Below are 14,725 nucleotides of genomic sequence, written 5' to 3'. Positions count from 1 at the left end.
AACCATCATGGTTCCGATTTATTTTATTGATGTAAGGGAATCCCATGCGATTGAAAGCCCAAGCTTCTTCCTTGATCTTCGCCCTTTTTCTTGCCGGTATGGCGCAAGCGCAGGTGCAAACACCCAAGGTGCCCGTGTGCATACAGGATGAAAGCATCAAGGAGCGGTTTTTGCCAGTCGAACTTCTCACCGGCAACCCCATGACAGATAGCCGGGAACTGGTATTTGCAGCGGTTGATCGGGTGTATCCGTTTGTCGACGAGTTACCCGATGGTTCTGTGGGCAAGGCAGACGTGACACTCAAAGGACCCATGCAGTGGGAAGGCCAGGGCGGTACTGTCTACGAAATCTACGAACGCAAGGTCCCGCGTGCGCACGAGCGTTTTGCGCTGACGCCCGACCGTACCGCCATTGGCCGGGTGTATGACCAGCGTTTTGGCAACGCGACCAACGAGGGGAAGTTTCCGGTGGGCATGTGGTCGCAGGGCCAGGTACGCCGCTACAACACCACTTATTTTTCACCGAGAGGCACGCGCAACGAAGTGACGTCCGTCGAGATTGAAAAGCTTTCATGCGTGTATGACGGCACACCCGGTGCCGTGCAGTATGGCTGGAAAACCGGTTCGGGGACGAGCTACGGCTATATCTATGCGCCTGGCAAGGGTCTGGTACATGTCATGACGCGGGTCAGCGGCAACAGTGGCCGCTGAGGCCGGTACGCGGCGGGCGCGGGTTTCATACCTGTCAAAATCACCGGTATGGAATTTGCCACCTTTCTCATTGATTTCATTCTTCATGTCGACAAGCACCTGGAAGCCTTTGTCACCAGCTACGGCGCGTGGGTGTATGCCCTGTTATTCCTGATTATTTTTGTGGAAACCGGCGTGGTCGTCATGCCATTTTTGCCGGGTGATTCACTGCTGTTTGTGGTGGGCGCGATGTGCGGCGTCGGCCTCATGAGTTTTCCGGTGGCGGTGGCGTTGCTGTTTGTGGCAGCTGTGCTGGGCGACCAGTGCAACTACGGCATAGGGCGAGCGTTGGGTCCCAAGGTGTTTCAGTGGGAAAACTCGCGTTGGTTCAACAAAAAGGCTTTTGACCAGGCCCATGCGTTTTACGAGCGGTACGGCGGTATCACCATCATCGCGGCGCGTTTCATGCCGTTTCTTCGTACTTTTGCCCCCTTTGTGGCGGGCGTGTCGGACATGACGCGCAGCAAGTTCACGCTGTACAACCTTGTGGGCGGTGCACTGTGGGTCGGCGGCATCGTGACGGCTGGTTATTTTTTCGGCAACATCCCGTTCGTCAAAACCCATCTCGACAAGATCATCTGGGCCATGATTTTTATTCCCGGCCTGATTGTTATTTTCGGCGCCTGGAAGGCCAGGCGCAAAGCAGGCAACGCCGGCGCCTGAAGGTGCGCTGATACGCATCCGCCCAAGAGGCCTGTTGTTGAACGGGCTTGATGCAACGCAGTCACGCGCAACTGCGCACGTGATAAAAAATGACAGTGCCGCCTTTCTGGCTGGCAGGAAAACCTGAATGAACATCACTCCCCTGGATATTGCCGCAGTGCACACGCTGCCGGAATTACTGGCCTTTCGCGTGGCACACAGTCCCGAGGCTGAGGCTTACCGTGAATTTGATGCCCTCACCGGGCAATGGCACAGCACCTGCTGGGCTGAGGCCAGCGAGCGGGTCGCGCAGTGGCGGCGCGCGCTGGCGGCCACGCAGCTGCCGGCCCATGCGAGTGTTGCGATCCTGCTGCCCAACGGCCTCAATGCCGTGAGCATCGACCAGGCGGCCCTGTCGTTGGCGCTGGTGCCTGTACCGTTGCATGCCATTGACAATGCCGGCAGCATTGCCTACATCCTGGCGGACTGCGAAGCTTCCCTGCTGATGGTGTCGTCGCTTTCACAGTGGCAGGCCGTTGAGGCTGTCGGAACGCCCTTGCCGGCGCTGCGCTGCGTGGTGGTCGCCGTGCCTGAAGCGCCGTTGAGCGGGGCGGGTGGGGCGGTGGCAGTTGTGCCCCTGGCCGACTGGCTGGCGGCGGGGGAAGGGTACGCCGGCTTGCTGCCCGCACCGCAGGAGGACGACCTTGCGGCCATCGTCTATACCTCAGGCACCACGGGCAAACCCAAGGGTGTGATGCTGACGCACCGAAACATCGTGTCCAATGTACGGGCCATCCTGTCGCTGGTGGTACCGATGGTGGACGATGTGTTCCTGTCGTTCCTGCCGCTGTCGCACACGTTTGAACGGACCGCCGGTTATTACCTGCCCATTGCCGCCGGAAGCTGCGTGGCTTATGCGCGTTCCGTGCCCTTGCTGGCCGAGGACCTGAAAACCGTGCGTCCCACCGTGCTGATTTCGGTGCCGCGTATTTACGAGCGCGTATTTGCCAAACTGCAGGAGACACTGACGCAGTCGCCGCTTAAAACACGCCTGTTTCTGACGGCGCAGTCTGTCGGCTGGCGGCGGTTTTGCCGCGTACAGGGATTGCTTTTGGCGGAAAGCGAAAAAAGTCCGTGGGCATGGCTGGATCCCCTGGTCTGGCCCCTGCTGGAGCGGCTGGTGGCCGGAACCTTGCGGGCGCAGTTTGGTGGACGCGTGCGGGTGGCGGTGAGCGGTGGTGCGCCCTTGTCGCATGCGGTGGCACGCTGTTTCCTCGGGCTGGGCCTGCCGCTGCTGCAGGGCTACGGCATGACGGAGACATCGCCCGTGGTGTCGGGCAATGGTGTGGACGACAACGACCCGGCCACAGTGGGCAGGGCCTTGCCGGGTGTCGAGGTGCGCATCAGCGCCAACCAGGAACTGCAGGTGCGCGGCCCGCTGGTGATGAAGGGCTACTGGAAACGCCCCGAAGACACGGCCCGCGTGCTGACAGAAGACGGCTGGCTGTGTACCGGAGACCAGGCCGTGATCGATGGCGGGCGTATCCGCATCATGGGACGCCTGAAGGAAATCATCGTGACGTCGACCGGCGAAAAAGTACCGCCGGGCGACCTCGAGGTGGCGATTGCCGCCGACTCCCTGTTCGACCAGGTCTTTGTGGTCGGTGAAAACCGCCCCTTCATCGCCTGTGTGGCAGTGGTCAACCCGGCCGAATGGCAGCGTGTGGCTGCGGCGCTGGCGCTGGACCCCGAGGACCCGGCCAGCCTGCACCTGCCGGCTGTGCACAAGCTCGCGCTGGAGCGCATGGCCGCCCAGACGAAGGACTTCGCACGCTACGCGACGCCGCGTGCCGTGTACCTTACGCGGGAGCCGTGGACGCCCGAAAACACCCTGATGACGCCGACTCTCAAGCTCAAGCGCAACAACCTGATGGCTCGTTATGCGCGCGAAATCGAGGCGATGTACCGTCCCGAAGCGCGGATCAGCGGCCACCCTTGAGAAACAGGTCGCGGTCGGGTGCGAAGTTGGCATGCAGAGGCAGCATGGCACCGCCCAGTGCGCGAGCGTCGGAGCCAATGCTGCCGGCCATCACCTGGGCGGGCCAGAGACCTTCCCAGTTGTAGCGGCCGAGTGCTGCGCCCGTGGCTTCAATCAGGCGCTGCAGCAGCGGGCGGCAAAAGGAGCCATCCATCACCACGGCATCGATATCCAGCAGGGCCGTTGCGCTGACCACGCTGTGGGCCAGTGCATTGGCGGCGCTGGTCACCCAGGCCTGGGTGTCGGACTCGAACGGCGGCTGCAGGGCGCGTTCGTCGTAGGCTGCAGTCGGGTCAAGCCCGCGTGCCTTGAAACACTGCTCCAGTTCCCAGAGCGAAGCCTGGCTGACCAGCTGTGGCGGCGCGCCGGGTGGCTGGGCCGCCTGCAATGGCAGCGACGCCACGGCGCCGGCGTTGTTGTGGATGCCGGCGTGGAGTTGTGAATTGATGACCAGGCCGCCCCCCACAAAGGTGTCGACAAACAGGTAGAGAAAGCTCTTGAGGTCGCGCCCGCGGCCCGACACCAGCTCGGCCACACAGGCCGCCGAGGTGTCTTTGGCAAAACTCACAGGCAGCTCGGTCATGGCCTGCACTTCGGCGCTGAGGTCGATGTGGTTCCAACGGTCCGACTGCTGCGCCGACAGCCCCAGCATCCGGTGCCAGCCGCCAAGCTGGAAGGGCGCGGCCACCCCCACGCCTACCAGCCGCGGAGCCAGTGCACCGAGTTGCTCACGCAGGGTGCGCAGGTTCTGGCCGATCACGGGGAGCAGGGTGTCGGCATCGGGGAAGGCATAGGCCAGCGACAGGCGTTGGCGGACCAGACCGGTGAAGTCGACCAGCAGCCAGTCGGTGCTGCGCCGGCCAATCTTGATGCCCACTGAGAAGGCGCCGTCGGGGTTCAGCGCCAGCGGCACCGAGGGTTGGCCAATGCGCCCGCGCACGCGGTCGTGCCGGATCAGCAGGTCGTCTTCTTCCAGCCGGGCAGTGATCAGCCCGATGGTCTGTGCGGTCAGGTTGGTCAGGCGGGCCAGTTCGGCTTTGGGTACGCTACCGTGCAGGCGGATAGCCTGCAGCACCACGCGTTCGTTGAACTGGCGCATGCCCACGTGGTTGGAGCCGCGCTGGCGCAGCCACACAGGCGTGGCTGCTTCGGATTCCGCGGGGGTAGCGGGAGTGGCCGCAGTGACAGGAGATTCGGTCATGGACGCAGATTTTCGCCGATGACCCCTTTGCGCAGGATGAAGTTGCCAAAAGGCTGCAATTCACCCGTCACCACAATCGCATAGGCCTGGCGTACCCGCTCATAAAACGCGTAGCGCTCAACGGCCTCGGCCTGCTGATGCGGCAGCCACCCCGGGGCCAGCAGCGCCAGTACCTCGCGCTGTAGCTCCGAACGGTAGGGTGCCTCGGTACCGCTGACCTGCATGTAAGCCACCGGGTGATCCACATCTTCAGCCAGAGGCAGCAGCGAAGCCACGGCCCGTGCTGTTCGCGCCATGCCGTGGCCAGGCAGGCGCAGCACGGGTTTGCCCGCGCCCACACTCATGGCCGTGAAATTGGCATCGGCCAGCAGCAGCGCGTCGTCATGACCCATCTCGGCCAATACCTTGAGCAACTCGGGCGTGAGCAGGGGGTCAATGCCTTTAAGCATGAGCGGGCCTCATGCGTTGCGGTGTGACAAGCGTGGAAGCTTCTTCTTCACCAGCCGGGGCCGCGGAACCGGCTTCGCCGGGCCGCAGGCGCAGCGCCCCCTCGGGGGGCAGCGAGGACACGTCAGTGCCGAGCGTGGGGGCTGTTTCAGGCAAGCGCGGACTCCGGCAATTCTTCGGCCGTCTTGGCGCCCGTCATCACGGCCACGGTGTCGCTCATGCTGATGATCTTGGGATTCACGACTGCCGCACGGCGGCCCAGGCGCTGGATGTGGATGCGGTCGGCGATTTCAAACACATGCGGCATGTTGTGGCTGATCAAGATGACGGGCAGGCCTTTGTCGCGCACCCGGCGAATCAGCTCCAGCACCATGTTGCCCTCTTTCACGCCCAGGGCAGCCGTGGGTTCGTCCATGATGACCACATGCTGCGCAAAGGCAGCGGCGCGCGCCACGGCCACACACTGGCGCTGGCCGCCGGAAAGTGTTTCCACGGCCTGCGTCATCGAACGGATCCCGACCTTGAGTTCCTGCATGCGGGCAATGGCCTGCTCCAGCATCTTCTTCTTGTCGAGCACACGCAGCCAGCGGCCCAGGGGACCGGGCCTGAGGAGTTCGCGGCCCAGGAACAGATTCTCCGCAATGCTCATGGCAGGGGCCACAGCCAGGTCCTGGTAGACGGTTTCGATCCCGGCACGGCGCGCATCGATGGGGGACTTGAAACGCATCGGCTTGCCGTCGAGCAGCAATTCACCTTCGTCGGGCACAGTGGCGCCCGACAGTGCCTTGATCAGCGAGGATTTGCCGGCGCCGTTGTCACCGATCACGGCCAGGATTTCGCCGGCGCGTAGTTCGAAGTCGGTACCGTCCAGTGCGGTGACCTGACCGTAGCGTTTGACCAGCCCTTTGGCCTGCATGATCAAAGGCGCAGGAGTTTGGAGGGGCGTTGGGGTGTTCATCAGCGTGGCCCTTTGCGCGACATCTGGTCGGCCGCGACCGCCAGGATCACCAGAATGCCGGTAATCAGTGTCTGGTAGACGGAGGCAACGCCCATCAGGGTGAGACCGTTGCGAAACACGCCCACAATCACCGCGCCGACGAGTGTGCCCAGAATGATGCCGCGTCCGCCAAACAGGCTGGTGCCACCCAGCACCACGGCGGTGATGGCATCCAGGTTTTCGGTTTGCCCGGCATTCGGATCGCCGACGCCGGTGCGCGCCACCGACAGGAGCGCGGCGATGCCGTAAAAGAGGCCGGCCAGTGCATAGACGGCCACCAGCACGCGGTCGACCCGGATGCCGGTCAGCCGTGCGGCTTCGGCGTTATTGCCCACTGCATACAGGTGCCGGCCCGGTGCGGTGTCACGCAAGACAAACCACGCCAGCAGGTAGAGGCCGATCATGGCGACGGTGCCCAGGCTGACCTCCGTACTGCCCAGATCGAAGGTGTTGCCCAGCGCCGTCAATTCCGTCGGGAGGTTGGGAACGATTTGCGCGTTGGAGTAAATCTGGGTGATCGCAAAAGCGATGTTCAGTGTGCCCAGCGTCACGATGAAAGGGGGCAATTTGATGCGGGTGACCAGCAGGCCATTGAGGAGGCCGAAGCCGGTCGTGACCGCCAGGCCGCAAGCAATGGCCAGGTAGGGGTCGATGCCGTAATTCACGGCGAACTTGGTCATCACCATGCCGCCCAATGCCATCACCATGCCGCAGGACAGGTCGATGCCGGCCGTCAGGATGATCAGGGTCTGCCCAATGGCCAGGACACCGACCACCATCACCTGCTGCAGCACCAGGGACAGGTTTGCACCCGTCAGGAAGCGGTCTGACTGGGTGGTAAAAAAGATGCAAGTGGCCAGCAGGGCCAGCCAGGGGCCGAGGGCCCCCCACGGGATGTGGCGCGAAGACAGGTTCATCGGTAAGGGCCCAGGATGAGGAAAATGATTTTGTCATCCCGCACCGGGTTCGGTCCGGGATGACAGCTGGCAAGCAGCAGGTCGATTACTTGGTGCCCCAGCAAAGGTCCATGCCGGTTTTGACGTCTTTGCTGTCTACGCCCGGGAGAGCTTTGGCCGAGATCAGGGTCACGCCGGTGTCGGTGTAACCCGACGCTTTTTTGCCGCCCTTGGCGTAACTGACGCCTGCTGCCACGCCCAGTGCCGCCATGGTCAGGGGGTATTGCTGTGAAGTCGCGGTGATGACGCCGGCTCCCGTGTCCTTGATGCCCTGGCAGCCGCCGTCGACCGAGAGGATGGTCACGCCTTTTTCCTTGCCGGCCTTTTTCAGTGCATTGAATGCGCCGGCGGCTGCAGGTTCGTTGATGGTGTAGACCACGTTGATATCGGGATTTTTTTGCAGGCAGTTTTCCATGGCGGTCTGGCCTTTGGCCTGGTCACCAAAACTGTCAGCCATGCAGACCACGGCTGGGTCTTTGGACAGCTCGTTGGATTTCGCGTCTGCCGCTGCCAGGCCGAAACCCTTCATGAAACCGTTGTGACGCTGTGCGCCCACGGGGTGACCGGGGAACAAATCGAGCGTGGCGATTTTGGCGGGCTTGCCGGCCATGGCCGCTTTGGCGTACTGGCCAATCAGCACACCGGCCTTGTAGTTGTCGGTGGCAAACAGCGCGTCAGCTCCCGCAAAAGGGCTGTCCAGTGCAATGACCTGCACGCCCTTGGCCTGCAGTTTTTTGACGGTGGGTGCGATGGCATCTCCGCTGGCGGTGATCAAAATGGTCTTGGCGCCGGCGGCAGCCATGTTTTCGAGGGCCGTGATCTGTCCAGCGGTGTCGCCGTCCGATTTGCCGGCGGCGGTCAGCAGCTTGGCGCCGAGTTTTTTGGCCTCGGCTTCAGCGCCTTCCTTCATCTTGACGAAGAAGGGGTTGGTTTCGGTTTTGGTAATCAGGCCGATCACAGGTTCGCCCGCTGCAAAGGCCGATGTGGCGGCCAGCGCGAGGCTGGACAGTGCCAAGAGAGTGGTGGTCTTTTTCATCAAATTGTCTCCTTGTTGAATCGACATTCCAGGCCGCCAGGCACTGGAGTTCGCGGGAAAATACCCATGAGTGCTGGGCGTTGGTGAACTATAGTGGCGCTTGAGTTATTAAATCAAGTTGTTTTAGTTATGGATTACCCTGAGAAAAACCCTGAAAAAGTGCTGCAAGTTGCAACCGCTGGTGAAGCGTTGATTGACCTGATCGTTCAACCGGACGGACGTTATGAACCCTGCCCGGGTGGCGCTGTTTTCAACCTGACGCGCGCGCTGGCCCGGCAGGGCGTCAACACCCTGTACCTCAACCCTCTGTCGCGCGATCGCTTTGGCCGCCAGCTGGCCGCAGCGCTGACCGGAGATGGTGTGCGGCTGGCCTGTCCACAGCCCGTGGCACAAAGCACCTCACTGGCCGTGGTGGGGCTGGATGACGCAGGCCATCCTGACTATGTTTTTTACCGGCAGGAAGTGGCGGACCGTGCAGTCACGGCGGACAGCCTGATCCAGTCGTGTCAGCGCGTCCCCGGGCTCGAGATGGTGTACACCGGCGCCCTGGCGCTCGCGCCCGAGGATGCGGGCCGCTACCTGCCGTGGCTGCGAGCCCAGCATCAGGCGGGCAGCGTGGTGGTGGTGGATGCCAACCTGCGGCCGTCGGTCATGCCGGACCTGCAGGCCTACAGGCGCAATGTGCACGCTGCGCTGCAACACGCCGACGTCGTCAAGGTCAGCGATGAAGACCTGGAAAGCCTGGAGATACCTGGCACCGATGTATTTGCGCGGGCGCAGCATCTGCTCGGCACGAGCGGTGCCGGCTTGCTGGTTCTGACCCTGGGGCCGCGCGGAGCCTGTCTGTTGACACGCGATGGCCGGCAGTGGCGCGCCCGCGAATCCCGGCCGTTGGCGGTGGTGGATACCGTGGGGGCGGGTGACTGTTTCCTCGCCGGCTTCATGGTTGCCTTGCTCGCGCGGAAAACCGCTGCGAGCGGTACTGGCGCTTTGGTGGCGTTGGTCGGCGATGACGCGGGGCGCAGTTTGCTGGCCCATGCTGTGGCCAGCGCCAGCTTGTGTGTCATGCAGCGTGGCTGTGTGCCTCCGACCGGGGCGGAAGTGCAGGCCAGGATTGAACAGGCAACCTGCGTATTTGACTGACGGCCGCTACCGATGCCTTACTGAAAAGATCAGGGAAAGAAGTCAGAGATCGTAAGTAAGCGTATTATCTGTCCGAAATCCTGTGCGCAGGTACGCTGCAGGACCCGGAGACACTCAGATGAACGCACCCCATACCCTGTCACGCTGGAGCGACCCCGGCTCCAGTCGCGTGCCCTTCTGGGCCTACACCGATGCGCAGCTATACCAGCGCGAGCTGGAGAAAATCTTTTACGGCGCGCACTGGTGCTATGTGGGCCTGGAAGCCGAGATTCCCAATGTGGGCGACTACAAACTCAGCCATGTCGGCGAACGCCAGGTGCTGATGGTGCGGGACCGTATCGCGCCCAAAGACCGTGCCACCGACCACGGCATACGCGTTGTTGAAAACCGTTGCGCCCACCGTGGTGTGCGCTTTTGCCAGAACCCGCAGGGCAATGCGCGCAGCTTTGTCTGCCCGTATCACCAGTGGACCTACAAACTCAACGGCGACCTGGCGGGGTTGCCCTTCAAGGACGGCGTGAAAGAGGGTGATTGCGTCAACGGCGGCATGCCCGAAGGGTTCGATCTCAAGGATCATGGGCTGACCAAGTTGCGTGTTGCAGTGCTGCACGGCCTGGTGTTTGCCACTTTCAGCGACGACACCGAACCGCTGGAAAACTATCTCGGCCAGCAGATCACGCCGTGGTTGGACCGCATCTTCAAAGGCCCTGACGGAGCGCGCAAGCTGACGCTGCTGGGCTACAACCGCCAGCGCATTCCGGGCAACTGGAAGCTGATGATGGAAAACATCAAGGACCCTTACCACCCCGGCCTGCTGCACACGTGGTTTGTGACCTTCGGCCTTTGGCGTGCCGACCAGAAAAGCCGCATGGTGATGGACGGCGAGGGCCGCCATGCCGTGATGATTTCGCGCCGCAACGAGGGTGGGCAGAACGACGCCGTGACCGAAGGCGTGACCTCGTTCAAGGCCAACATGGCCCTGCATGACGACCGCCTGCTGGACGTGGTGCCCGAGCCTTGGTGGAAGATGCCCGACCCATCCAGCCCGGGCAGCGACATCACGCCCACCGTGACCATGATCACGCTGTTTCCCAGTCTTATCATCCAGCAGCAGGTCAATTCGCTGAGCACACGCCACATCGTGCCGCGTGGGGAGGGTGAGTTTGATTTCATCTGGACGCACTTCGGCTTTGCCGACGACACACCCGAAATGACGCAGCGCCGCCTGCGCCAGGCCAACCTGTTCGGCCCGGCCGGTTTTGTCAGTGCGGATGACGGTGAAGTGATCGAGTTCAGCCAGGCCGGCTTTGCACAGGCTGGCGACACCGGCTCAACACTGTGCGAGCTGGGTGGCACCGGCACCGAGATGACGGAGCACATGGTCACCGAAACCCTGATCCGCAGCATGTATGCCTACTGGAAGAAAGTCATGGGTCTATGACGGCGAGTGAACAGGGACTGCAGCGCCTGATGCTGCAACTGGAGGTGGACCAGCTCAACGCAGCCTACGCGGCGGCGCTGGACGAAAAGCGGTTTGATGCGTGGCCGGAATTCTTTGTGGAAGAGGGCAACTACAAGGTGCAGGCCCGCGAGAATTTTGACCGCGGCCTGCCGCTGGCCCTCATGGCGCTGGAAAGCCGGGGCATGATGAAGGATCGGGTGTATGGCGTCACGCAGACGATTTATCACGGGCCTTATTACATGCGCCACATCGTCAGCCCGGCGCGCATCCTCTCGGAGGAAGGCGATGTCGTCAAGGCCGAGGCCAACTACGCGGTGTTCCGCACCAAGCCGGGCGGCGTGAGCGAGGTCTACAACGTCGGGCGTTATATCGACGAGCTCATCAAAAAAGACGGCGTCCTGAAATTCAGGAGCCGTCTTTGTGTGTATGACAGCGAGATGATCCTCAACTCGCTGATCTATCCGGTGTAGCAGGGATACTGGTGCAGGCAGCACCAACCCGGCAGGTGCCGGGGCCGCGTTGCCTGGCGTTTCTTTTAGCGCCTTTTACCGACTTCGTTACCGATCACCGCTCCGGCTGCCGCGCCGCCCACGGTGCCCAGGGTGCTGCCGAATACGGCATTACCGACCAGGCCACCGGCCACGGCACCAACACCGGTGCCTATCTGTGCATTGGTCGGGCTGGTGCTGCAACCACCCAGGCCGATCAGTGCCGCCGCTGCTACCGCTGACATCATCAATTTCGTATTCATCTTGTCCACCTTTGCTCAGAGTTTCAGGCTCTTGCTGGGGTATTCACATCGTGAAGTCCTGACCTTGCCTGTAATTTCACTGTAGGGGGACGGGTATGTGGAGGTTGTAGGAGAAGGTTGCCGCGGCGTGTCGGCTTGCTGCGGTCTTTGGTGGTAATTTTCGGCGCATCAATGCGCGCCGATGCGGTACTTAAACAGCGCGGTTGCGCGCCAGCGGCGGGTTGCGCGCGAAGTAGCGCGTGATGCCGCGCATCAAGGCGTCGGCCAGCTGTACCTGGTATTCGTCGCTGCGCAGTTTGGCTTCTTCGTCGGGGTTGCTGATGAAGGCGGTCTCCACCAGCACGCTGGGGATGTCGGGCGCTTTGAGGACAGCGAAGCCGGCTTGCTCGACCTTCGGTTTGTGCAGCTTGCCGACATTGCCGATCTCGCCCAGCATGGCACTGCCGAGCTTGAGGCTGTCGTTGATCTGCGCCGTGGTGCTCATGTCGAGCAGGGCTTTCTGTACCTGGGCGTCCTTGGCCTTGACGTTGATGCCGCCCACCAGGTCGGCGGAGTTTTCTTTATCGGCGATCCAGCGCGCGGCGCTGCTGGAGGCCCCTTTTTCGCTGAGCGCGAAGACGCTGGCGCCTTGCGGTCGTGCCGTAAAAAATGCGTCGGCATGGATGCTGATGAAAAGGTCGGCCTGCACGCGCCGCGCTTTTTGCACGCGCACATGCAGCGGCACAAAGAAGTCGGCATCGCGCGTGAGGTAGGCGCGCATATTGGGCTGCTGGTTGATACGGTCGCGCAGGCGGTGCGCGATCTGCAGCACCACGTCTTTCTCGCGCGTGCCGCCGGGGCCGACGGCGCCGGGATCTTCCCCTCCATGGCCCGGGTCCAGCGCGACGATGACGAGACGGTCGGTCTTGTTCTTCGCAATGACGGCCGCTTCGGGCGAGGTCTTGGCGCCGCCGGGGGTGGCAGGGCCGGTCGTTGGCCCGTGGGCCTTGTCCTTGTCTTTTTCCGCGACGACTGCCGGCGGTGGCTTGCCGTCGGCCTGCTTGCCCGACTGCCGCGCGATCAGGTCGGCGATAGGGTCGTTGGCGGGGGCGGGTGTGGTGCCCGGTTGCCTGTCGGCGAGCTTCTCGGCAATCAGGGCTTCGAGCGGGTCGGCGACCTGCGTCGGGTACAAGTCGAACACCAGCCGGTACTGGTAAGCCGCTACAGGCGGCAGGGTGAATACCTGCGGCTGGATGGGCTGCTTGAGGTCTATTACGAGCCGCACCACGCCAGGGGCGTTTTGCCCCACGCGTATGCCCGAGATATTCGGGTCGTCGGATTTCACCTTGGCGACCAGTTCGCGCAGCGCGGGAATCAGGTCTATGCCTTCGATATCGACGGCAAGGCGCGGCGGGTCGGCGATGAAAAATTGTTTTGCCTTGATCTCGCCGTCGGATTCGATGGTGAGCCGCGTGTAGTCTTTGGACGGCCAGACACGCACGGCCACGATGGTCGCGCCGCGCGCGATGTGCTGCACGCCCAGCAGAAGCACCACGCTGCCCAGTTGCAGGGCGCTGCGGCGGGTGACGGGCTGCCGCTTCATGCCAGCAATTCCGCGCCTGTGGGCGTGTGAGCCGTCAGGGTAACTGCGCGGGTATCGTCCGGCAGGACTTCCAGGTGGAGCCGCAGATCAGGTTGCGGCAGATGCGGGCCTGCTTTTTCCGGCCATTCGACCAGCTTGAGCCCGGTGCTGGCAAAGATGTCGCGTAACCCCGCCTCTTCCCACTCGCGCGGATCGTTAAAGCGGTAGAAGTCAAAATGCCAGATATTCATCTTCGGCAAAGTGTAGGGCTCGACCACTGCATACGTGGGACTTTTGATGCGGCCTTCGACGCCCAAACTCTTGAGCAGGTGGCGCACAAAGGTGGTCTTGCCGGCGCCAAGGTCGCCCTGAAGCTCAATGAGCGCGCGGCCAATCGCGGGATGACCCGCCAGTGTTTGCGCGAATGCCGCCGTGGCCGCTTCGTCGGGCCAGGGAATGTTTTTTACAATCAGCGGGTGCCCGCCAGCAATTCTTTGAACAGTCATCAATTCGTTTCTCAAATTCAAACTTGGGCGCGCGAGCTTGGATTTTCGCAAATTGGCGTGGCCGGTGTGGATTTATCCTCGGCCGAGCCTGGATTATCAGCCTGGCTGGCCGCAGGCTTCCATGGTGACATGCATTACATGGCAGCGCACGGGCTCAAACGGGCCCGGCCGGCCGAACTGATTCCGGGCACCGTCAGCGTCATCACGGCACGCATGGACTATCTGCCCGCATCGACGGCTGCCGTCCCAGGCGAATGGCAGGCCCTGGAGTTCAGCCGGCTCGAGCGGCCTGCGGAAGGGATCGTGTCGGTGTATGCACGTGGCCGCGACTATCACAAGATCATGCGCACCCGCCTGCAAAAGCTCAGCGAACGCATCTCCGGCCACGTCGGCCAGCTCGGCCATCGGGCTTTCACCGACTCCGCGCCCGTGCTGGAGGCCGAACTGGCAGCCCGCAGCGGCCAGGGCTGGCGCGGCAAACACACCTTGCTGCTCAACCGGGAAGCGGGCTCCATGTTCTTCCTGGGGGAAATCTACGTTGACATTGCCCTGCCGCCCAGCGAGCCGGTGACGCCGCACTGCGGCACCTGCCAGGCCTGCATTGACGTGTGCCCGACGCGGGCGATCATCGCACCCCACAAGCTCGATGCACGGCGTTGCATCTCTTACCTCACCATCGAACACGCGGGCCCGATTCCCCTGGAGCTTCGCCCGCTGATGGGTAACCGGATTTATGGTTGCGACGACTGCCAGCTGGTCTGCCCGTGGAATAAATTCGCCCAGCGCAGTGCCTTGCCCGATTTTGACGAGCGCAGCGGCTTGACGGGGCAGCAGCTCGTCACCCTGCTTGGCTGGACGGAAGCGGCGTTTTTGCGATTCACTGAAGGCAGCCCGATACGCCGTATTGGCCATGAGCGCTGGCTGCGCAACCTTGCGGTGGCCATGGGCAATGCCCTGCGGGTGCTCGATCCTGAGGCGGGACAGCCCCTGCGCGAGGCCCTGCAAATGCATGCCGCTTCTCCCAGCGAGCTGGTGCGGGAACATGTGGCCTGGGCCCTTGATCAGTAAATTTGAACGAAAATGGCCTGCAGCCCTTTGGAGACAAGCGCAAGCAGCTCCTAAATCAATAGCAAAGCATTTGGCATGTCATGCGCTTGAGCGATAAGCGCATATTAGACTTAAGGCTCGAACCGAGGTGCTGGCTTCGCGCCGGCCATCAGGCATCCGACACGAAGT

At 62.5% G+C, this 14,725-nt stretch carries 15 protein-coding genes; 7 read left to right on the top strand and 8 right to left on the bottom strand.

The window, feature by feature from the left end:
* The first annotated feature begins 44 nt into the window (after positions 1–44).
* The 3 genes from AC1DU8_RS13220 (at position 45) to AC1DU8_RS13210 (ending at position 3,390) form a co-directional block, all read left to right on the top strand.
* Complete coding sequence (locus AC1DU8_RS13220) at positions 45–710, top strand: hypothetical protein (protein ID WP_477667486.1); 666 nt, start codon at positions 45–47, stop codon at positions 708–710.
* 48 nt (positions 711–758) lie between these two features.
* On the top strand, positions 759–1,412 hold the full coding sequence (locus AC1DU8_RS13215) for a DedA family protein (RefSeq protein ID WP_477667485.1): 654 nt from the start codon (positions 759–761) through the stop codon (positions 1,410–1,412).
* 127 nt (positions 1,413–1,539) lie between these two features.
* Positions 1,540–3,390 (top strand): AMP-dependent synthetase/ligase, encoded by a 1,851-nt coding sequence (locus AC1DU8_RS13210; RefSeq protein ID WP_477726855.1) that lies wholly within the window; start codon positions 1,540–1,542, stop codon positions 3,388–3,390.
* On the opposite strand, the gene AC1DU8_RS13205 is transcribed toward AC1DU8_RS13210, so the two are convergent.
* The 5 genes from AC1DU8_RS13205 to AC1DU8_RS13185 all read right to left on the bottom strand — a co-directional run bounded on the left by AC1DU8_RS13205 (position 3,374) and on the right by AC1DU8_RS13185 (position 8,066).
* On the bottom strand, positions 3,374–4,630 hold the full coding sequence (locus tag AC1DU8_RS13205) for an ROK family transcriptional regulator (RefSeq protein ID WP_477726854.1): 1,257 nt from the start codon (positions 4,628–4,630) through the stop codon (positions 3,374–3,376). The two genes, AC1DU8_RS13210 and AC1DU8_RS13205, sit on opposite strands and share 17 nt — an antisense overlap.
* Positions 4,627–5,079 (bottom strand): RbsD/FucU family protein, encoded by a 453-nt coding sequence (locus AC1DU8_RS13200; RefSeq protein ID WP_457278961.1) that lies wholly within the window; start codon positions 5,077–5,079, stop codon positions 4,627–4,629. The genes AC1DU8_RS13205 and AC1DU8_RS13200 overlap by 4 nt, the downstream gene beginning before the upstream one ends.
* 146 nt (positions 5,080–5,225) lie before the next feature.
* Positions 5,226–6,035 carry an ATP-binding cassette domain-containing protein gene (locus AC1DU8_RS13195; RefSeq protein ID WP_457278960.1) on the bottom strand — a complete coding sequence of 270 codons (810 nt, stop codon included), beginning with the start codon at positions 6,033–6,035 and terminating at the stop codon, positions 5,226–5,228.
* Positions 6,035–6,991, bottom strand: coding sequence for an ABC transporter permease (locus tag AC1DU8_RS13190; RefSeq protein ID WP_457278959.1), 957 nt, complete (start codon positions 6,989–6,991; stop codon positions 6,035–6,037). Before AC1DU8_RS13190 ends, AC1DU8_RS13195 begins: the two co-directional genes overlap by 1 nt.
* Before the next feature lie 85 nt (positions 6,992–7,076).
* Positions 7,077–8,066: a substrate-binding domain-containing protein gene (locus AC1DU8_RS13185; protein ID WP_477726853.1), complete on the bottom strand. Its 990-nt coding sequence runs from the start codon at positions 8,064–8,066 to the stop codon at positions 7,077–7,079.
* A 129-nt stretch (positions 8,067–8,195) separates the two neighbouring features.
* On the opposite strand from AC1DU8_RS13185, the gene AC1DU8_RS13180 reads away from it, so the two are divergent.
* From AC1DU8_RS13180 to AC1DU8_RS13170, 3 genes are all read left to right on the top strand, one after another.
* The gene (locus tag AC1DU8_RS13180) at positions 8,196–9,209 is read left to right on the top strand and encodes a PfkB family carbohydrate kinase (protein ID WP_477726852.1); all 1,014 of its coding nucleotides are present in this window, start codon (positions 8,196–8,198) and stop codon (positions 9,207–9,209) included.
* Positions 9,210–9,327: 118 nt separating this feature from the next.
* Complete coding sequence (locus AC1DU8_RS13175; RefSeq protein ID WP_477726851.1) at positions 9,328–10,650, top strand: SRPBCC family protein; 1,323 nt, start codon at positions 9,328–9,330, stop codon at positions 10,648–10,650.
* A 29-nt stretch (positions 10,651–10,679) separates the two neighbouring features.
* On the top strand, positions 10,680–11,141 hold the full coding sequence (locus tag AC1DU8_RS13170; RefSeq protein ID WP_457279778.1) for an aromatic-ring-hydroxylating dioxygenase subunit beta: 462 nt from the start codon (positions 10,680–10,682) through the stop codon (positions 11,139–11,141).
* 65 nt (positions 11,142–11,206) lie between these two features.
* Here the strand turns inward: AC1DU8_RS13170 and AC1DU8_RS13165 are convergent, their stop codons facing one another.
* The 3 genes from AC1DU8_RS13165 to tsaE all read right to left on the bottom strand — a co-directional run bounded on the left by AC1DU8_RS13165 (position 11,207) and on the right by tsaE (position 13,489).
* Complete coding sequence (locus AC1DU8_RS13165) at positions 11,207–11,422, bottom strand: glycine zipper 2TM domain-containing protein (protein WP_457278955.1); 216 nt, start codon at positions 11,420–11,422, stop codon at positions 11,207–11,209.
* Between the two features lie 190 nt (positions 11,423–11,612).
* Positions 11,613–13,004, bottom strand: coding sequence for an N-acetylmuramoyl-L-alanine amidase (locus AC1DU8_RS13160; protein WP_457278954.1), 1,392 nt, complete (start codon positions 13,002–13,004; stop codon positions 11,613–11,615).
* Complete coding sequence (gene tsaE / locus AC1DU8_RS13155; RefSeq protein WP_457278953.1) at positions 13,001–13,489, bottom strand: tRNA (adenosine(37)-N6)-threonylcarbamoyltransferase complex ATPase subunit type 1 TsaE; 489 nt, start codon at positions 13,487–13,489, stop codon at positions 13,001–13,003. Before tsaE ends, AC1DU8_RS13160 begins: the two co-directional genes overlap by 4 nt.
* Before the next feature lie 15 nt (positions 13,490–13,504).
* Between tsaE and queG the strand changes: the two genes are divergently transcribed.
* Complete coding sequence (gene queG / locus AC1DU8_RS13150) at positions 13,505–14,557, top strand: tRNA epoxyqueuosine(34) reductase QueG (RefSeq protein WP_457279777.1); 1,053 nt, start codon at positions 13,505–13,507, stop codon at positions 14,555–14,557.
* Positions 14,558–14,725 lie beyond the last annotated feature (168 nt).

This window comes from Polaromonas sp. P3_A5 (assembly GCF_056403055.1).
This window is presented reverse-complemented; position numbering and strand designations above follow the sequence as displayed.